Raw genomic sequence first — 19,686 nt, 5'->3', positions numbered from 1 at the left:
GCGCGCTCAAAAATTAAACCGGATTCCTATAGTTCTCTTTGTTATTTTTTTTCTGACCTTTGGTAATAAATAATACCTTTATTACCTAGTGATTAATAATATATTGGTAAAAAAAAGTACAAGTTGAGTTGGAAAAAGTATTATTAAAATAAACCGGGGCGGGTATTGATGATATTCGCGGTTTCTCTAAATTTAAAAGATTTAAGTGAATATTTTGTGAACTAATCAGTAAATAATATAAAAAGATTGTGCTAACTGTAGTGAGTAACAAAAATTAGCCTTTTTATAACTCATTCCAAATAATAGATACTCCTTACGGTAGATGCAATAATAAAGCCAATTCTTTACCTGTATGAAAATTTTGTTAGTAGAGGACGATGAAGGCGCCGCTCTTGTGTTGAAAAATATTCTTACACATCAGCATTACACAGTCGATTTGGCTTTTGATGGTGAGACTGGACTATCGCTTGCCCAAATGTTTTTATATGACTTGGTGTTGTTAGATATTATCTTGCCAAAGCTAGATGGTCTAATGTTTTGCAGACAGCTACGCGCTCAAAAAAATGATACCTCGGTTTTGCTATTGACGGCTTTAGACAGCAGTACAAGCAAAGTTATTGGGTTAGATGCAGGAGCGGATGATTATGTCATTAAGCCTTTTGACACGAATGAGTTGTTAGCTCGGATACGCGCTTTGATGCGTCGCAAAACTCCATCTCGCTCCTCAATAATCCAGGCAGGAAATGTTAGACTTGATACCAGCAGCTCTAAAGTTATCTGCAATGGGGAACTTTTGCATCTAACTGCAAAGGAATACGCTCTACTAGAACTATTTTTGCGTAACAGTAACCGGATATTTACTCAAGAAATGCTGCTTGATTATTTGTGGTCATCTGAAGAAATGCCTTTAGTAAATACTGTCAGAGCGCATATCAAGGCTTTACGGCGGAAACTTAAGCTTGCAGAGGCGGATGATTTAATTGAGACAGTTCACAGATTTGGGTATCGGCTAAACTCAAAGCTAGATCAAATGAAGCTTACAACTGCGGCAGACACAAATCTACCTACAGAAATTGATACTACTATAGTAAATCAGTATAAACCACAATATAAATCACAATTTTCTTCGGCACTGGCTGATATTTGGAAACGATTTAAGCCCAGGTACAGTGAACAGATTACAAGTTTAGAACAAAGTATTACGGCGCTGCTTGTCGGTACGCAAACTGAAGAAGTCGCGCAACAAGCACAGGCACAAGCACACATGTTAATTGGGTCTTTGGCTAGCTTTGGTTTTACTGAAGCTTCGTGTCTATCTCGTGAAATTGAAAAAATTTTTCGAGATGGAATACAACAAAGTATTGCTCAACTTGAACGTCTCTCGCAACTTGTCGTCGCGTTACGGCAAGAACTCGAACGAGCAAATGTATTAGAACCCCCAATTACGGTAGCGAAACGCTGCCAAAGGCAGCGTTTCGCTAATATGAAACAACAACCCCGGTTGTTAATCATGGATAATGATGCCTTGTTTTGTCAGCAGTTGATAGAGGAAGCTGCATTGTGTGGAATTGAAGCTTTTGTGGCGCCACTAACTGATGCTAAAGACGTAATCGCACAAAATACACCAGATGTCGTACTAGTTGACTTACACTTTTCTAACTCAGTTGAAAGTAGCTTACAACTATTAGCAGAACTAACGAGTAAAAATTTGGCTTTACCCGTGCTAGTATTTACGGAAGTTGAAGATTTTACTTATCGGCTAAAAGTCGCTCGTTTAGGGGCACAAATTTTTTTACATAAACCTGTAGCTCCTGCCTTAGTAATGGCAGCAGTTATTCAAGTACTACAGCGTGCTGATGTCACTGGCGCCAAAATTATGGTTGTGGACAATGACTCGCAAGTGTTAGATAATTTACACACTTTACTCTCAACTTGGGGATTCCAGTTAACTCTGCTCGATAATTCCCAACGGTTTTGGGACACATTAAATGCTTTTCATCCCGACTTGCTAATTTTAGATACAGAAATGTCATTAAGTAGCATTAATGGTATAGATTTATGTCAAGTAGTGCGAAATGACCCATATTGGAATCATTTACCAGTACTATTTTTATCTAATCGTAAAGATGCACAAACAGTGAATCAGCTATTTATGGCAGGTGCAGATGATTACCTGAGTAAGCCAATTGTAGAACCAGAATTAATTACTCGCATACTAAATCGGCTCGAACGGCTGCGTCTACAATAATTCTAAGGAATTAATCATTGTAGTCGCAGTACTTAAGTATTTATCGTATTCGCTTTCGGTGGCAGAATAAGTGACTATATACGCAGTATTATCTTTAACAGTCCAAACAGCTTTTCTTTTAATACCTAGTTTATTATCTTTGCCAGAATACACTACTTCATGAGTTGGCAGTGGTATATTTGGTAACGTGATAGACCGTGATTCGTGTATTTTTGCTTCAGGGAAAAACTGGATTATTTCGTTTACTTTTAAATTTGTATATTCTGATAATACAAGCGGTCGCTTCAAAGGCTGTACTTCAAATATTACCTCGGCGCCTGTATCTGAATTATTTCTGTCATAAGGGGAAAATCGAACTAGTTCACCTGTGGTTTTATCTTCAACTTCGTTTTTCACCCAATTTTGAGGATATTTAATTTTGATTGCGTAATTTAAATTTTCGTAAACAGAAAAATTAACAGGAAACAATAACAGTGGAGCAGTAATTAATTGCTGTATTATTTTATGCGTCACTGGTAAAACAGCTACTGAAATTATTAATATAGTAATCACAGATACTGATGCGACTTTTTTCTTAGTGTTCCATAGCGACTCTAATAGTGTGGGTTGTTCAAGCTTTGACAGTGCTTGTAAAACTTCTGGAACTGACTGGTAACGGCGCCGATGGTCACGGCAAACCATTTTATCTATAATTGTTGCTAATTGAGGATTAACGTCCTGCTTATTCCAGACAACTTCGGGTTTTTTTTGTAGTGTATCAGGATTTATACCCGTTAATCCCTGAATACAAGTCATTCCCACAGCATAAATATCGCTATTAAACTTCGGATTACCATCCCGCTGTTCCACTGGTGTATAACCAGGGGTACCAATTACTGTAATACCCTGACTTGTTTCCATTACCGCAGTGATTTCTTTAACGGCGCCGAAATCAATTAAAGTAATTTTATTATCAGACCTGCGTCGAATTAGATTTGCTGGCTTAACATCACGGTGAATAACTTGCTCTGTGTGAACAAACTCCAATATCTGTAACAAATCTTTTAAAAAATTAATAGCTTGCTCCTCACTCCATTTTTGCCCTTTGGCTAATTCTTTACTAAGGAGAGTTCCGGGAATATACTCTTGAACTAGGTAAAATTCTTGATTTTCCTCAAAATGCGCTAAAAGTCGTGGAATTTGGTCGTGAGTACCGACTCTATATAGTACTTGAGCTTCACGCTCAAACAAACGCGCGGCAATTTCTAAAGACTCAGAATCTGTAAATATAGGCTTTAGCAGCTTGACAACACAATGAGGATTCCCAGGTAAATCCATATCAAGAGCCAGATAAGTCTCGCTAAATCCTCCTTTACCTAAGTCCCGGATAATTTGGTAGCGTCCTCGGAGCTTTGTTTCCAACATCGAATAAACCCTTGCATCGGAGACGTTTTGCTCGCAGTTGTCAATCCTACGTTCGATTTCGATTGTTACACAGATTTTTATTGAGTGAAAGTTTTTTCGGAACCATTAAGCCGATGTTTTTGAAGCATTACTAGAAAATGTTACCTTCACCATTCTAATATTGAATATTAAAATCTAACAGAGAGCATGGCAGAGCTTCCCACTAGTAACAATTTTATTAACAATATTGATAAAAACTCACAAAGCTTATAAGATGATTGTGTATTAAGCAACAATTATATGGATAAACATGAATGGAAAATTCGGAATGGCTCAACTCATCACAAGCAGCTAACCTTATTGGATGTCACGCTCAATCAATCCGTCGATGGGAAAAAGAAGGGAAAATCAAAGCTTACCGGACACCAGGAGGGCAAAGAAGATTTAAACGCTCAGAAGTCGAGCAGTTTACAGGGCTTGCAACTCTCACTGTTCAAAAGCGAACTGTCTGCTACGGGAGAGTTTCAACCAATGGACAACGAGACGACTTGGATAGACAGATTGATTTCTTGGGCACAAGATACCCAGAGGCAGAAATTATTTCAGAAATTGGGTCAGGACTCAATTTTAGGAGGCACAAGTTTATTACCATACTCAAACGAGTTGTGTCAGGAGATATTCAACGCCTTGTTGTTGCCCATCCAGACAGGCTTTGTAGATTCGGCTTCGACCTTATTGAATGGCTGTGTACAGAATTTGATTGCGAACTCGTGGTTCTCGATAACCGCAAACTCAGCCCCCAAGAGGAACTCATTAACGATATGCTCTCCATCGTCGATTGTTTCAGTTCAAGGTTATACGGATTGCGAAAATACCGAAAACAACTCGCTCTTGAATTACGGACAGAATCCTTTCAAGAAGTCGCAAAACATTCCTCCAAACTTGAGTGTCAAGATTCCGGTATTTCCTTGTAAGGAATTACATCTAATTTGGAAGCAATGGCTAGCAGCTTATAGATGGGTTTATAATCAGTGCGTTGCATTTTTTAATAGTGGAGAGAAACTACCAAAAAATGTCAGTCTTGACCAGCATATTCAAAACCTGCAAAAAGAAAAAGGTTCGGTATGGACTGCGTGTTTAGGTAAGACCCGTCAAGAAGCGGTTTGTGAAGCGCAATCTGCTTTTAGACAAGCGAGAAAAGCAATGACTCGAAAACCCAAAATCGAACGTACTACTGTAACAATAAGGTTTCGTTCTTGCCGAGATAACTCACAAGTAATTCAATTCAAGAATGATGCTTTTAAAGGTGGAACTTGGTTTGTTTCTAAGGTTAAAGGGTTGCTATTTTGCACAGCTAGTGGATACGAATTGCCCACTGAATGTGTTTATGGAACTGAGCTAGCTTATCAACGTTCCCAAAACGGTTATCAATGGTTTGCGATATTTCCAGAGTATAAGGAACCAGAAATATCATCAAGTCAAAAAGTGATTGCATTTGACCCAGGTGTCCGTACCTTTTTAACTGGTTTTGATGGCGAAACTATCTTAGAGTTTGGCAAGAAAGATATAGGGCGAGTCATTAGATTATGCCTTCATCTTGACAAACTAATTGGTCGGAAGATTAAAGCCAGTGGTAAGGAAAATAAAAAGTTTCGGTATAAGTTAGGGCAAGCAATTAAACGGGTAAGGATAAGGATTAAGAACTTGATAAACGATATGCATCACAAAGTATCAAGTTTGTTAGTACAGAATTATAAAGTGATTTTTCTCCCAACTTATGAAACCTCACAGATGGTTTTAAAGGCAAAAAGGAAAATTAACCGTAAGTCTGTCCGTTCCATGCTTACTTGGTCATTTGGTCGGTTCGCGCTTACTTTAGAACAGTCATGTAACCGACATGGTGTTTTGCTCGTCAGAACTAATGAAGCTTATACCTCGAAAAGTTGTCCCAAATGCGGTACAGTTCATTCCAAATTAGGAAGTAACAAAACTTTTACTTGTCCACACTGTAAATTTACTTTACCTCGTGACTGGGTAGGGGCAATTAATAACCTTATCAAGCCAGTAGCTAATTTAGCTTTTGAAATTCAGGATAACAAATTAGTTATTTCCTGCGCTGGGTAATCCCGGCTTTGTTGGCAGCAACCTTTATGGAGATGGGAAACCACTGTCTATGGTTAGTACCTTTCCCTATAATGTTATAATTTAACAATTCTGTGAAGAATGTTAAGTTTAAATGCTGCACCTCACACCTAATTCGAGTTTTAGTTTAACGATTCGGCTAGAAATTCCCAACCGCGTGGGAATGCTTGCTACCGTTACAAAAGCAATTGCTACAAGCGGTGGTAATTTTGGGCAAATTGATTTAATTGAGCAAACACGCAGCGTCACGACTCGTGATATTACCGTTGATGCAGCATCTACCGAACATGCAGAAACGATAGTACAAGCGGTAAAAGCTTTGCCCGACATTAAAGTTATTGATGTGTATGACCGCACGTTTAATCTGCATCGTGGTGGCAAAATTAGCATTACCAGCCGAATTCAGCTTAAAAGTGTATCCGATTTAGCAATGGCTTATACTCCTGGAGTTGGGAGAGTTTGCCGTGCTATCGCTGAAAATCCCGATGATGTTTACAACTTTACCATTAAACGAAATACTGTTGCCATTGTTACAGATGGAAGTGCCGTATTAGGGTTAGGTAATTTAGGTGCAGAAGCATCTTTACCTGTAATGGAAGGTAAAGCAATGCTCTTTAAAGAATTTGCTGGTATTGATGCTTTCCCCATATGCTTGGCAACACAGGATACCGATGAAATTATCCGTACAGTTAAAAATTTAGCCCCTGTTTTTGGAGGTGTAAATTTAGAGGATATTGCTGCTCCCCGTTGTTTCGAGATTGAGCGCATATTACGTGAAGAATTAGATATTCCGGTTTTTCACGATGACCAGCATGGTACAGCGATTGTAACTTTAGCTGCACTATTTAACGCTTTAAAATTAGTGCAAAAGCCGATGGAGAAAATCCGCATTGTAATAAATGGTGCAGGCGCCGCAGGTGTAGCAATTGCCCGCTTACTTAAAAAAGCAGGCGCCGAAACTATATTAATGTGTGACTCTAAAGGAATCCTTTCAGTAAATCGCACTGACTTAAACGAAGAAAAACGCGAGTTTGCTGTAAAAGCCCAAGGAACACTCGCAGGCGCCATTCAAGGAGCAGATGTATTTATAGGAGTTAGCGCACCCGGTGTTTTAACTCCAGAAATGGTACGTTCAATGGCTAAAGACTCAATTGTTTTTGCAATGGCAAACCCCATCCCCGAAATTCAGCCTGAATTAGTGAGTTCAGATGTAGCGGTAATGGCAACAGGACGCAGCGACTACCCCAACCAAATTAATAACGTTTTGGCATTCCCAGGAGTATTTCGCGGCGCCTTAGATTGTCGCGCAAAATCAATCACAACATCAATGTATTTAGAAGCAGCAAACGCTATAGCTTCTTTAGTCAACCCCAAAGACCTGAGTAAAGAACATATAGTACCATCTGTTTTTGACGAACGTGTAGCAGGCGCCGTTGCAGCAGCAGTTCAGCGCGCGGCACGCAATGAAGGAATTGCAAGAAGTTAATAGTAGGGGCGGGTTCACCTAAATTTTACATACTTAGCAAGGTATAGGTAAACCCGCCCGTACATGAGTTAGGAAAGATTTTAGCAACATCAGGTTCCAAACCAACGGTTACATCGCCAACATTTTTTCGTCCACTACCAGATTTCCTAACTCGTAGACTTTTTAAGTCATATTCTGCCCGAAGCTCATCATCCATTTCCTCATTAGCCTTCTTCATAAACTTCTTGCTCAACTCTTGTTACAGTTCTTGCACTAATGAGTAAGGTGGCTTATGCCACCCTACAACTTTTAACTATTAACAAATTCTAAATAGCTGTTACTAAGTTCTTTGACAGCAGCTTCGTAAAACTGCTGACCGTGTTCGGGTGTTGCGAGAGCAGGGTTGGAACCCATGCGTCCATCTGGGTAACGGCGCCGAAAATCTGTAGCACCATAGATTTTATGTCCTTTACCTACTTCTTCAGATAACGGCACCACTTTTATTGCTTCTGGGTAAATATATTGTGTGAGTGCAACTTCGCTGGGCGTTGCGTGGGAACCTTCTTGATCCCCGTATAATTCGTGCGCTAATTTCAATACCTCGCGACACATAAACCAGTTTGCAACTTGGCACTGAACTAGACTTGCATGACCGTTTTGTAATTCTTCTAAATAGACGTAAGTCTCTGAAAATGCCGCCTTGAGTGTGGCGATGTTGCCACCATGCCCATTAATAAAATAGAATTTGCGAAAACCAGCTTTTGCCAAGCAAGTTACATAATCACGTATGACTTGAATGATTGTACTTGGACGCAGGCTAATTGTACCTGGAAAAGCAGTGTGATGTAGTGCCATGCCTACATTTATTGTCGGCGCCACTAGTGCGTGAGTTGCTTCACCAACACCCTTAGATATTGCTTCAGCACATATTGCATCGGTACCAATTAATCCTGTCGGTCCATGTTGTTCGGTAGAACCTATGGGTAAGATAATGCCTTGTGACTGCTGTAAATAAGCTTCAACTTCTTGCCATGTACTTAAATGTAGCAACATTTTATATCAGCATCCTCGTGACTATTGCTTTTGGGTATCTCTATCACGATTATGCACGCTACAAAGCTTTAATTGAATTTTAGCAGTATGATTGAATATCCTCTCCACACTTGTCTACTAGATAGCATAAAGCACGGAAGCGCAAACCTACGAACTGGTCGTACAAAGGATTCAACTTGCACATTGGGGGAATATGAGCTATCTTACGACCAAAAAGGGTAATGTCACGCTCGAATGGACATTGTGCGGGAATTAGTTTAGCGATTAGTTTGGCAAATTTGCGGTTTTCAATTTCTAATGAATCAAGCTTGTTACGCAGTGGTTGTAACAAATCAATTTTCTTTGTCGCGAATAATTGTTTTTTAATAGATTGCTTTGCTTCTGTAACACCTTCGACAAAAGCAGGAACGATAATATGGGTTTTGTTAGTTGTAATCATAGTAGCGACTTTCTCCTGGTCTGGGTTTGCGGTTATTCAATCCACGCATTTTAACTTTAGTTCTTCTCAATATTAGTTTGATTAACAAGCAATATAGGCACCGATGCAAAGCAAACTAAATATATGGAATTCGTTTGAAATTTGTGAATTAACAGTAATTTAATCTGAGCTTCAGGACATGAACTGTCCCGCTTAATACAAAATAACAAAAAAACTTCACAAATGTCATTACTTTGATTATTTATTACTGATATATCTTATAGTTCTGCCATATCTCAAGTTTAGCCATGCTGTTATAAAATCAACAATATCTTATGGTAGTATTTACCCGACCATTAGAGCCGTATGTCCCATACTGCGGGTATATCTTGGGGATAAGCTCTTTGACGGAAATTGATTATATGTGATAAATTTTTAGATAAAATGTATCGCTAGTTACATTTTGTAATAATTTAGATTAGCTAATACGAAGTCTAAGGGAAAAGAAATAACTACAGGTGAATATAGTTATTTATCTTCTTGATGAAAGGGTTAAATTGAACAATATAAAATTAATTTATTAATTTGGTAAAATTAACTGCTCTAACGGTAGATGTGTTGAGAGTCTTCTGCTTGAGGGTAGAGTTGGCAACGGATGTAACGGATGTAACGGATGAGTTTTTTATCGTGCGGTATTAGCATCTATGCTGCTAAAATGGCTTGAGCATAAAAAAAGTTGATTTCAATCAACAAATAATATAAATATGTATACAAATACGCAAGAAGCAATCCAAGTTAACAAAATTGCGATTGTTGGTGCCGGTCTTGGGGGTTTGGCTTGTGCTATTGCCCTGAGAAAACTTGGATATGATGTGCAAGTTTATGAGAAAGCTAAAGATTTTCGTCCAGTTGGTGGTGGTTTTGGTTTGCTGCCAAATGGCTTAAAATGCCTTGATGCAATAGAACCGGGAATTGTGTCTTTAATTAAAAACTCTGGTTGTGAGGTTAGTCAAAGTGTTTTAAAAAATAATCAGGGTGAAACAATAAGAACAAATAAAACCGCTAGATATCAAGATAAATACGGTTTACCACTGATAACTGTTTGGTGGTGGCATCTACAGCAAGTTTTGGTATCAAAAGTTCCAGAGAATAATATTCATCTCAATCATCGTTGTATCGGTTTTACACAGGATGATAATGGTGTAGATATATATTTTGATGATGATAAGAAAGTACGTGCCGATTTGTTAATAGGCGCCGATGGTATAAACTCTGCTGTTAGAGAAACTCTTTTTAAGGACGGTAAAGCTCGTTACTTAGGTAGTATGTCTTGGCGCGCGGTTATTAAATGCGACCAACAGTTATTAAACCCAGGTGAACTTGGAGTTGTCAGAAGTAGTAGAGAATTTATGTTCTTGCTAAACTTAGGTAATGGTTATTTTTCTTGGTTGTATCGGCAGCTATTACCAAATTTTTTTCTTTCTCCAAATTTAGATGTAGCGAAATCTGAGGTTTTGAGTAAAATTGCTCATTGGGGAAAACCATTACAACAACTTGTAGAAATGACACCTTCTGAAAGAATTTTGGAAGCACCCATTTATGACAGACCACCTTTAGATACTTGGAGTAATGGTCGAGTTACTTTATTAGGTGATGCTGCACATCCAATGGCGCCTGCTTTGGCACAAGGAACAAATACTACCTTTGAAGATGTTTGTGAACTTGCTTGGTGTTTCGCTCAATATAAAAATATATCTGAAGCTTTTAATAATTATGAACGGCGCCGTATCGACCGCACGCGAATTATTCAAAACCGTAGCGCTGAGGCTGAAATGGATAACTATAAAACTCAGGAAGAAAAATCTCCTTCTCTTGTACTGCAACAGTTACAAATGAGCAACGAAGAATTTCAAGATTGGATTTTGAGCTACCAACCACCAACTATATAGTGCTTAGTGTCATTAATTTTTATAATTTGTAGCACAGGCTAGAAGCCTGTGCAGTCACTTATTCTTTTTACCACAGAGGCACAGAGTACACGGAGAGAGGAACGAACCACAAAGACACAAAGTACACAAAGAAAGAGGTAAGAAAAAATAACACACCAAAACTTTTCACATAGACCAATAGTGGTTCGTGTCATTAATTTTGGTTGGTAGAAATATTAGCAACGGATGTTAACGGATGTAACGGATAAGTAATTTTAGATAACAAAATCTATATTTTTGACGAATAACTCATCCGTTAAATCCGTTGTATCCGTTGCGCTCCCTACCCACCAAAACTTTTGACACTAATGGCTGAGTTTGCTACTGCACTTGATGAAGTAAACTCAATTGCTGATAAGAGTCCAGGTTTTGTTTGGAGGTTACAAACATCTTCAGGCAACGCGACTGATATTCGAGCTTACCCTGACTCTAGAATGCTTGTGAATTTATCTGTTTGGCAAAGTTTAGAGTCGCTCAAAGCATATGTCTATCAAAGCTTACATGGTGAGTTTTTTATTCAACGTCGTAAATGGTTTGAAAGATACCAAGGGGAGCATTTTTGTATGTGGTGGGTTCCTGCTGGTTATTTGCCAACAGTGGAAGAGGGAAAGGCAAAGCTAGAATATCTTGCTTTGCATGGTGACTCACCTGAATCTTTTACTTTTGTCAAACCTTATTTGGCGCCAAATCTTGTTGTGTAGTCTGTTGATGGTGCGTTACAGTTATCATAATTTAAATTGTAGAGACGCGATTAATCGCGTCTCTAGGAGGATTTTATTATGGTTATGTACCCGGACATGATATTAGCGGTTAATTTTTCTTGACTGTCATAACTAACGATACTTATACTTAAAACGATTTAAAAATTTACTATGAAATTACGTGAAAATCTTGTAGATGCTTCGTTCCTGGGCATGACAGTTTGAGATGTTTCGTTCTTCAGCATGACAGTTGGAGATGCTTCGTTCCTTAGCATGACAGTTTGAGATGCTTCGTTCCTGGGCATGACAGTTGGAGATGCTTCGTTCCTCAGCATGACATGAGTCTAGCTTTATGATGACTGCACAGGCTAGAAGCCTGTGCTACAACTTATACAACTGCTGCTTCGGGGACGGCGCCTTGCATTTTGTCGAAAGCATCTATTAGAGTTTGGAGTTGTTGGTCAGCTTTCATTGTTGCTAAACCGCGCACGGTGACTTTACCTGGGGAATAAACGAAGCGAGTTCGTAAATTCTCAGCTAAATTAGCTGCTAATAAGTTCCATGCAGGTTCTTCCATAGGGGTTTCGAGAACAACGTGCTGTTTATTTTCGGGTTTAATGCGACTAAAGCCAAGATTTTTAGCTAGTTGTTTAAGTTCCATTACCTTTAGTAACTGCAAAGCTGGTTTGGGAATAGTACCGTAACGGTCGTTCCATTCAGCAGCAATTTGTGTGAGTTCGTATTTTGATTTTGCTGATGCAACAAAGCGGTATGCGCTCATCTTTTGGTCGAGGTCGGTTATGTAGTCAGCAGGAATAAACGCAGTGAGGTTAAGGTCAATTTGTGTGTCTTCAACTTTGGGTATTTCTTGACCGCGTATTTCACGGATGGCTTCTTCGAGCATTTCCATGTATAAATCGAAGCCTATTACATCCATTTGTCCTGACTGTTCGGCGCCTAATAAATTTCCAACACCGCGAATTTCCATATCACGCATCGCCAATTGATACCCAGAACCTAGCTGTGTAAATTCTTGGATAGCGCGTAGTCTTTGCCGTGCTGCATCTGACAATACACGTTGCTGTGGATAAAATAGCCATGCGTGTGCTTGGATACCCGCACGTCCTACCCGTCCACGTAATTGATAAAGCTGTGCTAAACCAAAACGGTGGGCATCTTCTATCAAAATTGTATTAACGCGCGGAATATCTAACCCCGACTCAATAATAGTGGTACAAACCAGAATATCAGCTTCACCGTTGCTAAATGTCAGCATCGTTGATTCTAAATCGCTTTCGTCCATTTGTCCGTGAGCTATGGCTATTCTGGCGCCTCCTGCCATTTCGCGTAGAGAAATAGCGGTTTCTTCAATTCCTTCTACTCGTGGAACTACGTAGAATATTTGTCCGCCTCTGTCAAGTTCTTGACGAATAGCAGCACGTACTGATTCAGCGGTACGTGGCGCCAAGTGGGTTTTAATTGGGCGCCGAGAAGGTGGTGGAGTGGTAATCAAACTCATTTCCCGAATTCCCGAAAGTGACATATATAACGTCCGGGGAATAGGTGTTGCTGAAAGGGTGAGTACGTCAACTTGAGTTTTAAGACTTTTTATTTTCTCTTTTTGGTTCACCCCAAAGCGTTGTTCTTCGTCTACGACTAAAAGCCCTAAATCTTTAACACTAATTTCTTTACTTAAAAGCTGGTGTGTGCCAACTACAATATCAAGCTCTCCTGTGGCAAGGCGCTTTATAATTTCGCGACGTTCGGAAGCAGAACGAAAACGGTTGAGTAAACCTACATTAATAGGATAAGGCGAAAAGCGTTCTTTAAGAGTGTGGTAGTGTTGCTGCGTCAAGATAGTAGTAGGCGCCAGAAGTGCCACTTGTTTGCCTGCGGTGACAGCTTTAAATATCGCGCGAATAGCTACCTCGGTTTTACCAAAACCCACATCCCCACATACCAACCTATCCATCGGTCGGTCACTTTCCATATCTCGTTTCACATCTTGGGTAGCTTTAAGCTGGTCGGGTGTAGGTTGATAAGGGAAAGAATCTTCCATTTCTTCTTGCCAAGGCATATCTTGGGGAAAAGAAAATCCTTGTTGCTGTGACCTTGCTGCATATAACTTCAACAAATCAACCGCTAGCTTTTTAATGGCTTTGCGAACTTTGTTTTTAGTATTCTCCCATGCCTTACCCGTCATTTTATTGAGTTCAGGCACCTTGTTAGTAGTCGCGCGGAACCTTGAAAGGGCGCCTACTTGGTCAGCAGCTACACGTAACAATCCATCGGCATACTGTATAACTAAATAATCGCGCGTTTCCTCATTCAGCGTTAAACTCTCTAGCTTCTGAAACTTTCCTACACCATGATTACGGTGTACTACATAATCACCTGGACGTAGCTTGTTTAAATCAACTTGCTTAGAAGTAGCTTGGCGCCTTTTACGAACATAGCTAGGAGTTGCAAGTGAGTGCTGCCCATAAAACTCACGGTCAGTAATAATGACCATTCGGTACGTTGGCAGCACAAACCCTTCAAGTTCAGCGAGTCCAGAATATTTGAGTGCAACCGGTGTGTGATTTGTTTGTAGTTTTTCTATAGCTTGAAAATCATTCGGGTTAGGAATAAACTGCGCTGGACAATCATGCTCTTGTAGTAAAGATACGGAACGGCTCGGTTGTGCTGAAATAACCCACACAGAGAAATTGCGGTCACGTTCTTGCCTTATAGTCTCGGCTATTTTAGAAAATTGGTGCGGAGTTACAGGAACCGGACGACTAGCAAGGTTTAGTCCAGATTGATTACCTTGCTCAGTAATAATAGTTTCTGCTAGTTCCGATAAGTAAATTAGTTTAAAAGCAGAAGCAGCAAGTAAACACTCGCCAAATTCCTTATGAATTTTTAGGAGTGCTGAGTGCTGAGTGTTGAGTGCTGAGTGCTGAGTGCTGAGTGCTGAGTGTTGAGTGCTGAGTGCGGGAAGAGAGGGAGAGGTGTTTTCTATATCGTTTTCTTCGTCTTCGTTTTCCAGTTCCAATTTTCCATGAACTAATTGTTGCCACTGTTCTTCAGCATTTTCTACCCAACGGTCACTATGTGCATAACACTGTTCGGGTTCGTCGATAGTTATAAAGGTATTTTTCGGTAAGTAATCTAATAAAGATGCTGGTTTGTCATAAGCCAAACCCAAAAATCTACGACTTCCTTCTATGAGTGATGAGTGGTGAGTACTAAGTGCTGAGTCTTTCTCCAACTCAGCACTCAGCACTTTATACTCAGCACTATTGTTAAGAGCTTCGGTAAAAATAACACTAAAATTTGTTGGCGTTAAAACTAGTTCTGGAACTTTATCGAGTGCAGAACGCTGTGTAGCGGGGTCAAATTCGCGAATTTGCTCTATTTCATCGCCGAACCATTCTAAGCGCACTGGTAATTCTGATGATACTGGGAACACGTCAACAATATCACCGCGCCGACTCCATTGCCCTTCTGTTTCAACTAAAGCAACCCGTTCGTAACCTTGTTTTGTAACTTGTTCGCCAAATTCATCTAAATCAATCTCGCTTCCTGGCTTTATAGTTAAACAAAAAGGTTGAAATGCTTCACGAGGTGGTAAATGTGGCTGTAACGCTCCAACAGTCGCGACAATTGCAATTTGGTTCGTCTGTTCTCCTTTATCTTTGACTAAATCAGCTAAAACTTGCATTTGTCCCCACGTCATCTCGGTTTCGGGGTCAAATGGTTCGTATGGTGATGCTTCAGAAGTTGGGTAAAAAAGCACATTTCTCCATCCCATCGCTTCGAGTTGTGCTGTCCAGCGTCCAGCTTCTTCTAAAGTCGCACACACCACGCACAAATTCTGCCCTTCGGTTCTTGCCAAGGCAGAAGTAACTAGACCTTTGGGTAGACGAGGAATACCACTTAAATATAAATCTTCTTGTCGATTTAACTTAGTAATAAGTTCAGATGTGAGAGGTAAGCGTCCCAGCGCGCGCACGATGGAGGAAAATGTCATATTTGTTAAACTTGGGCGTGCAACTCATTTTAAAGCACAATCAAATATGTAGTGCCTACTTCAAACTATTTTAGAAGACTGTTGCCTTAAGTGCGGGGAGTAAGTAGCGATTACGGTGTTAACATTTTACCTGACAGGTGTTTTATCAAATAACCTTGAATACTAGATACCAAAAAATTTAAACTTAAGCAGGGTCTGCCGTTGTCTTCGGCAATTATTATAATGTCTCCAACAGTCGAAATTCTAATAATCTTTCTATTAGTCCTCGCCAACGGTTTGTTTGTCATGTCTGAGTTGGCGATTGTTTCTGCGCGTAAAGTCCGCTTGCAGCAGCTTGCCGAACGGGGTGATACTAAAGCGCGTGTCGCGTTGAGTTTGGCTTCTTCACCTAACGAGTTTCTGGGAACTGTCCAAATTGGTATTACACTGCTAACTATTCTTACAGGCGCCTATGCAGAAGAAGCCATAGCGAAGCGACTATCGCCTATTCTAAATTCAGTAGCACTGTCGCCAACATACAGAGAGCAGTTAGCAAAAGTATTAGCTATCGTCATCATTACATACATAACGCTGATTTTGGGTGAGTTAGTGCCAAAACGTTTAGCACTAAACAATCCTGAGTCAATAGCCTCAATAATGGCTATTCCAATGCAGATGCTATCGAAGCTGACTACACCAGTAGTTTACCTTTTAAGTGCTTCTACTAATGCAGTGCTACGGCTATTAGGAATGCGACCATCAACGGAACCGCAAGTAACAGAAGAAGAAATTCGCGTTTTAATCGAACAAGGAACCGAGGAAGGAACGTTTGAAGAAGCTGAACAAGATATGGTAGAACGGGTGTTTCGCCTAGGAGACCGTCCAGTTAGCGCTTTAATGACTCCTCGTCCAGATATAGTTTGGCTGGAATTAGAAGATTCTGCGGAAGAAAATCGTCAGAAAATAATTGAAAGTGGTTATTCTAGATACCCTGTATGCCAAGGTGGTCTTGATAATGTTCTTGGTATTCTCCCCGTTACAGACCTTTTAGCAAGGAGTTTCACTGGTCAGCCAATGGATTTAACCGTTGGTTTACGTCAACCTGTGTTTGTGCCAGAAAGCACTCGTGGTTTGAAAGTCTTAGAAATGTTCAAACAAACGGTAACGCATATGGCATTAGTTGTTGACGAATACGGTGTAATTCAGGGATTGGTAACGCTCAATGATATTTTAATCGAAATTGTTGGCGACGTTCCCTCTGTAGATGACCAGGATGACCCTCAAGTTATACGACGTGAAGATGGTTCGTGGTTACTAGATGGGATGTTGGCTGTTGATGAATTTATGGAATTATTCGATATTGAGGAATTACGTTCTCAAGACCGAGGTAGTTACCAGACTTTAGGAGGTTTCGTTATTACCCATCTTGGACGTATACCTAATGCCGCAGACCATTTTGAATGGCAAAATATGCGATTTGAGGTGATGGATATGGACGGAAACCGCGTTGATAAAGTTTTAGTTGTACCGAAACTAGAGAAAAAGGAAGATACAGACACTGGCAACGGATAAAGCGGATGTAACGGATAGGTTATATTAATTATCCGTTACATCCGTTGCAATATCATTCTTGCTAGTTCGCAAAATCCTTCTCCTTCGGCGCCGCTTGTAATGTAAGCAGGTTTATGCTGTAAGGTATCAAGATAATGTGATACATTGGCGACTCCAAAAGAATTGGGGAAGTAGGTAGTGTCGAATAAACTCTCATCGTTGGGACTATCACCAACTGTTACTACTTGTTCGAGTGTAATTTCAGGAAAATATTCTTGCAGAACTTTTAATAGTCCAACTGCTTTGTCTTGTCCTTGCGGTTTTATATGGCACTGTACATTACTGTAGGTAAATCCCCAACCCATTGTTTGAGTCAGATTTGCCAACGTTTTGATTTCGTCTAAAGTTAGTCCAGCAACATCAAAAGTCCAGTCAGTTATACGGAAACGGTTGTCAGCAGATTCTTGAATTTTGGGGAATTTTAGCTTTAAATGCTCAAAAGTAGCCGCTAATTGCTGACGATGAGTAATTATATCCGAAATAGGCGTTAAATATATTGGCGCCTCACTATTACACGAGTAAAATAATCCACCGTTTTCAGCAATAGCACCTACTATGGGCAGATAATGCGCTATTCCACTTACCCAACCCGCACTGCGCCCTGTCGTAATAAGCACTTTAGTGCTACTCTCTTTCAAATCTTCCAATCCCTGTAAGAGCAAGCTTGTAAATTTATTAGATACCGTTAAAGTCCCATCCATATCCGTAGCAATGAGACGAATTTGACTCAAATTCAAGGAATTTGGCATGGTTTCAAAAATTTCATAGATTCAATGTTTACACGCAAAAATCATACTGCGAATTTGGGCATCCTAAACGAGAGAGGTAAAATTTATGCTTATCTATTATGTCAACACCAGTTTTTATAGCTCAAACAGGGTCAAAACCTAAAAAGGTAACTTCAACAACACAAACGACTCAAACTAGTCAAGCAAACATCGCTGCTGCTGAAAACTCAGAAGCACCATCGATATGGATGGTTACATCTGGCGTACTTTTGGTGTTGTTAGTTGCGGCAGCAATATACACCAAGATGCAAAGCGATAAGCTAAACAAAAGAATCAGGTTTGAAAAGTTCCGAACCAGCGAATTTGAAAAAAAGCTAAAGTTAGCTCTCGAAACTATTCGCAAAATGGAAACAAACCCTGATTTAATCAACTCGCGCGAGTTTAACCTCGACTATTTGCGTATGCGGATGGCTGAAGAGGTGTTCCACTTTGCAATTGTTAACCAAGTTAAAATTAAAGTAAAAGATAAGATTACACAAGCATTACGTCCATCTCAAACGAACACTGGGGTTGTTGGTATTGCCAATAGTAATGGGCGCCAGGTGGATGAGATTTTTGATGTTGAGCATGAAATAGGTACTGCTCCCAACATCATCAAACGAGTCTTATTCCGCATTCAAATTAGACTAATGAAGCTACCTACCCAGGCAACTTCTGCCACTATTAGTCAAATTATTGATTGTATAGAAACTTATCTTAGTCCTGCGGAAGACCACGATACTTGGCAACCAACAATTCAGGGTCGAATTGCCTTTATGCACTGGGATCAAAAAGCAAAACCTACACCTTTGCTCGTTCTCGAACAATCGAACGAAGGTGTAAACGTTACTTTTCGCACTAGTCGTCAAGCCAATGGTATGCCAACCCCTACACCAGAAAATACCCTACCAGGTCGTACACAAGGAGTAAAATCACCTAAGCAAGGACATAACACAAGGTAAACCAGTAAATCTAAATAAATAAGTGCATCTACCAATTAAGTAATGAGTACTGAGTGCTGAGTACTGAGTGCTGAGTAATGAGTGATGAGTGATGAGTGCTAGTCGTAGCTTTTTACAAGTACATTTTGAGAATCACTCTCTAAGACACCATCTTCCATGTTAATAATGCGGTCAGCGATGTCTAAAATTCGGTTGTCGTGGGTAACTAACATAATTGAAGTTCCTTTCTCTCTTGCTAGTCGCTGCATTAATTCCACAACGTCGCGTCCTGATTGTCTGTCTAATGCTGCTGTCGGTTCGTCTGCTAGCACCAGCGCTGGATTATTCACTAAAGCACGCGCAATTGCTATACGCTGTTTTTGACCTCCTGATAAATTATCGGGGTAGTAGTTTATTCTTGGGCCTAAACCAACTGCTTTCAACATCGCTTCTGACATTCGTATTGCTTCATGTTGAGAAATATTATCATTCAACTCCACAGCCATTTGTACATTTTGTCGAGCGGTCAAAAATCCTAGTAAGTTATGCGCTTGAAAGATAAAGCCAATATTACGTCGAATGTTAACTAGCTTTTTTTGATTAGCTCGGTATAATTCATGACTTAATAATTGTAAGCTGCCTTCTTGAACTGAGCGCAAGCCACCAATTAAACTGAGCAAAGTAGTTTTACCTGAACCACTGGGTCCAGTCATAATTACTATTTCCCCAGGATAAACATCAAAATTAATATCGAATAATATTTGTCTTTTTAAGGCGCCTTTGCCATAATAATGGTTAAGATGTTTTATGGAAATTACTGGCTCTGTTCTGGTCATAAATAATATTTGAAAGCTGTGACAACTGAAGCGAGTAGTTACGTAAAGAAACCGGGTTTCGGGAGCAAAATCGTCATGATTATTACAATATCTCAACGAAGAAACCCGGTTTCTAAGTCCTGATTAAGATTTTTACTCT

Annotated in this window: 16 protein-coding genes; 8 read left to right on the top strand and 8 right to left on the bottom strand. The window is 39.9% G+C overall.

Translation table 11 applies throughout. The features are described from left to right. Positions 1-352 precede the first annotated feature (352 nt). On the top strand, positions 353-2,248 hold the full coding sequence (locus DSM106972_RS30640) for a response regulator (RefSeq protein ID WP_127084231.1): 1,896 nt from the start codon (positions 353-355) through the stop codon (positions 2,246-2,248). On the opposite strand, the gene DSM106972_RS30635 is transcribed toward DSM106972_RS30640, so the two are convergent. Continuing rightward, on the bottom strand, positions 2,240-3,652 hold the full coding sequence (locus tag DSM106972_RS30635; protein ID WP_127084230.1) for a serine/threonine-protein kinase: 1,413 nt from the start codon (positions 3,650-3,652) through the stop codon (positions 2,240-2,242). The genes DSM106972_RS30640 and DSM106972_RS30635 overlap by 9 nt on opposite strands. A 293-nt stretch (positions 3,653-3,945) precedes the next feature. On the opposite strand from DSM106972_RS30635, the gene DSM106972_RS30630 reads away from it, so the two are divergent. The 3 genes from DSM106972_RS30630 (at position 3,946) to DSM106972_RS30620 (ending at position 7,259) form a co-directional block, all read left to right on the top strand. Further along, a complete protein-coding gene (locus tag DSM106972_RS30630; RefSeq protein WP_127084229.1) occupies positions 3,946-4,605 on the top strand; it encodes an IS607 family transposase in 660 nt (219 codons plus the stop codon). After that, positions 4,574-5,755: an RNA-guided endonuclease InsQ/TnpB family protein gene (locus tag DSM106972_RS30625; RefSeq protein WP_127084228.1), complete on the top strand. Its 1,182-nt coding sequence runs from the start codon at positions 4,574-4,576 to the stop codon at positions 5,753-5,755. The genes DSM106972_RS30630 and DSM106972_RS30625 overlap by 32 nt, the downstream gene beginning before the upstream one ends. 112 nt (positions 5,756-5,867) lie before the next feature. Beyond that, entirely contained in the window at positions 5,868-7,259 is a 1,392-nt protein-coding gene (locus DSM106972_RS30620) for a malic enzyme-like NAD(P)-binding protein (protein WP_127084227.1), read from the top strand. A 25-nt stretch (positions 7,260-7,284) separates the two neighbouring features. Here the strand turns inward: DSM106972_RS30620 and DSM106972_RS30615 are convergent, their stop codons facing one another. The 3 genes from DSM106972_RS30615 to DSM106972_RS30605 all read right to left on the bottom strand — a co-directional run bounded on the left by DSM106972_RS30615 (position 7,285) and on the right by DSM106972_RS30605 (position 8,730). Continuing rightward, positions 7,285-7,476 carry a hypothetical protein gene (locus DSM106972_RS30615; protein WP_127084226.1) on the bottom strand — a complete coding sequence of 64 codons (192 nt, stop codon included), beginning with the start codon at positions 7,474-7,476 and terminating at the stop codon, positions 7,285-7,287. A 71-nt stretch (positions 7,477-7,547) separates the two neighbouring features. Then, positions 7,548-8,291, bottom strand: coding sequence for a creatininase family protein (locus tag DSM106972_RS30610; protein WP_127084225.1), 744 nt, complete (start codon positions 8,289-8,291; stop codon positions 7,548-7,550). A 79-nt stretch (positions 8,292-8,370) separates the two neighbouring features. Next, complete coding sequence (locus tag DSM106972_RS30605) at positions 8,371-8,730, bottom strand: Mo-dependent nitrogenase C-terminal domain-containing protein (protein ID WP_127084224.1); 360 nt, start codon at positions 8,728-8,730, stop codon at positions 8,371-8,373. A gap of 743 nt (positions 8,731-9,473) precedes the next feature. On the opposite strand from DSM106972_RS30605, the gene DSM106972_RS30600 reads away from it, so the two are divergent. Further along, positions 9,474-10,658, top strand: coding sequence for an FAD-dependent oxidoreductase (locus DSM106972_RS30600; RefSeq protein WP_127084223.1), 1,185 nt, complete (start codon positions 9,474-9,476; stop codon positions 10,656-10,658). A 347-nt stretch (positions 10,659-11,005) separates the two neighbouring features. Then, complete coding sequence (locus tag DSM106972_RS30595; protein ID WP_127084222.1) at positions 11,006-11,398, top strand: DUF3291 domain-containing protein; 393 nt, start codon at positions 11,006-11,008, stop codon at positions 11,396-11,398. A 158-nt stretch (positions 11,399-11,556) separates the two neighbouring features. On the opposite strand, the gene DSM106972_RS51620 is transcribed toward DSM106972_RS30595, so the two are convergent. Both DSM106972_RS51620 and mfd read right to left on the bottom strand, forming a co-directional pair. Then, positions 11,557-11,733, bottom strand: a complete 177-nt coding sequence (locus DSM106972_RS51620) for a hypothetical protein (RefSeq protein ID WP_158632901.1) — start codon at positions 11,731-11,733, stop codon at positions 11,557-11,559. 53 nt (positions 11,734-11,786) lie between these two features. After that, complete coding sequence (gene mfd, locus DSM106972_RS30590) at positions 11,787-15,413, bottom strand: transcription-repair coupling factor (RefSeq protein ID WP_127084221.1); 3,627 nt, start codon at positions 15,411-15,413, stop codon at positions 11,787-11,789. 222 nt (positions 15,414-15,635) lie between these two features. Here mfd and DSM106972_RS30585 point away from each other — a divergent pair, with 222 nt between their 5' ends. Then, complete coding sequence (locus tag DSM106972_RS30585) at positions 15,636-16,964, top strand: hemolysin family protein (protein ID WP_127084220.1); 1,329 nt, start codon at positions 15,636-15,638, stop codon at positions 16,962-16,964. Between the two features lie 35 nt (positions 16,965-16,999). Here DSM106972_RS30585 and DSM106972_RS30580 read toward each other — a convergent pair whose 3' ends face one another. Continuing rightward, positions 17,000-17,752 (bottom strand): HAD family hydrolase, encoded by a 753-nt coding sequence (locus DSM106972_RS30580; protein ID WP_127084219.1) that lies wholly within the window; start codon positions 17,750-17,752, stop codon positions 17,000-17,002. Between the two features lie 98 nt (positions 17,753-17,850). Here DSM106972_RS30580 and DSM106972_RS30575 point away from each other — a divergent pair, with 98 nt between their 5' ends. Continuing rightward, positions 17,851-18,732 carry a hypothetical protein gene (locus DSM106972_RS30575; protein ID WP_127084218.1) on the top strand — a complete coding sequence of 294 codons (882 nt, stop codon included), beginning with the start codon at positions 17,851-17,853 and terminating at the stop codon, positions 18,730-18,732. A gap of 98 nt (positions 18,733-18,830) precedes the next feature. Here the strand turns inward: DSM106972_RS30575 and DSM106972_RS30570 are convergent, their stop codons facing one another. Continuing rightward, positions 18,831-19,547 carry a DevA family ABC transporter ATP-binding protein gene (locus tag DSM106972_RS30570; RefSeq protein ID WP_127084217.1) on the bottom strand — a complete coding sequence of 239 codons (717 nt, stop codon included), beginning with the start codon at positions 19,545-19,547 and terminating at the stop codon, positions 18,831-18,833. Positions 19,548-19,686: the final 139 nt, after the last annotated feature.

Source organism: Dulcicalothrix desertica PCC 7102 (assembly GCF_003991905.1).
GTDB lineage: Bacteria > Cyanobacteriota > Cyanobacteriia > Cyanobacteriales > Nostocaceae > Dulcicalothrix > Dulcicalothrix desertica.
Note: the sequence above shows the minus strand (reverse complement) of the source record. Positions and strands in the feature narration are given on the sequence as shown.

Excerpts from the sequence above, each read along its gene's own strand:
- DSM106972_RS30640 (WP_127084231.1), top strand. The coding sequence starts at position 353 with ATGAAAATTTTGTTAGTAGAGGACGATGAAGGCGCCGCTCTTGTGTTG.
- DSM106972_RS30635 (WP_127084230.1), bottom strand. The coding sequence starts at position 3,652 with ATGTTGGAAACAAAGCTCCGAGGACGCTACCAAATTATCCGGGACTTA.
- DSM106972_RS30630 (WP_127084229.1), top strand. The coding sequence starts at position 3,946 with ATGGAAAATTCGGAATGGCTCAACTCATCACAAGCAGCTAACCTTATT.
- DSM106972_RS30620 (WP_127084227.1), top strand. The coding sequence starts at position 5,868 with ATGCTGCACCTCACACCTAATTCGAGTTTTAGTTTAACGATTCGGCTA.
- DSM106972_RS30615 (WP_127084226.1), bottom strand. The coding sequence starts at position 7,476 with ATGAAGAAGGCTAATGAGGAAATGGATGATGAGCTTCGGGCAGAATAT.
- DSM106972_RS30610 (WP_127084225.1), bottom strand. The coding sequence starts at position 8,291 with ATGTTGCTACATTTAAGTACATGGCAAGAAGTTGAAGCTTATTTACAG.
- DSM106972_RS30605 (WP_127084224.1), bottom strand. The coding sequence starts at position 8,730 with ATGATTACAACTAACAAAACCCATATTATCGTTCCTGCTTTTGTCGAA.
- DSM106972_RS30600 (WP_127084223.1), top strand. The coding sequence starts at position 9,474 with ATGTATACAAATACGCAAGAAGCAATCCAAGTTAACAAAATTGCGATT.
- DSM106972_RS30595 (WP_127084222.1), top strand. The coding sequence starts at position 11,006 with ATGGCTGAGTTTGCTACTGCACTTGATGAAGTAAACTCAATTGCTGAT.
- DSM106972_RS51620 (WP_158632901.1), bottom strand. The coding sequence starts at position 11,733 with ATGCTGAGGAACGAAGCATCTCCAACTGTCATGCCCAGGAACGAAGCA.
- mfd (WP_127084221.1), bottom strand. The coding sequence starts at position 15,413 with ATGACATTTTCCTCCATCGTGCGCGCGCTGGGACGCTTACCTCTCACA.
- DSM106972_RS30585 (WP_127084220.1), top strand. The coding sequence starts at position 15,636 with ATGTCTCCAACAGTCGAAATTCTAATAATCTTTCTATTAGTCCTCGCC.
- DSM106972_RS30580 (WP_127084219.1), bottom strand. The coding sequence starts at position 17,752 with ATGCCAAATTCCTTGAATTTGAGTCAAATTCGTCTCATTGCTACGGAT.
- DSM106972_RS30575 (WP_127084218.1), top strand. The coding sequence starts at position 17,851 with ATGTCAACACCAGTTTTTATAGCTCAAACAGGGTCAAAACCTAAAAAG.
- DSM106972_RS30570 (WP_127084217.1), bottom strand. The coding sequence starts at position 19,547 with ATGACCAGAACAGAGCCAGTAATTTCCATAAAACATCTTAACCATTAT.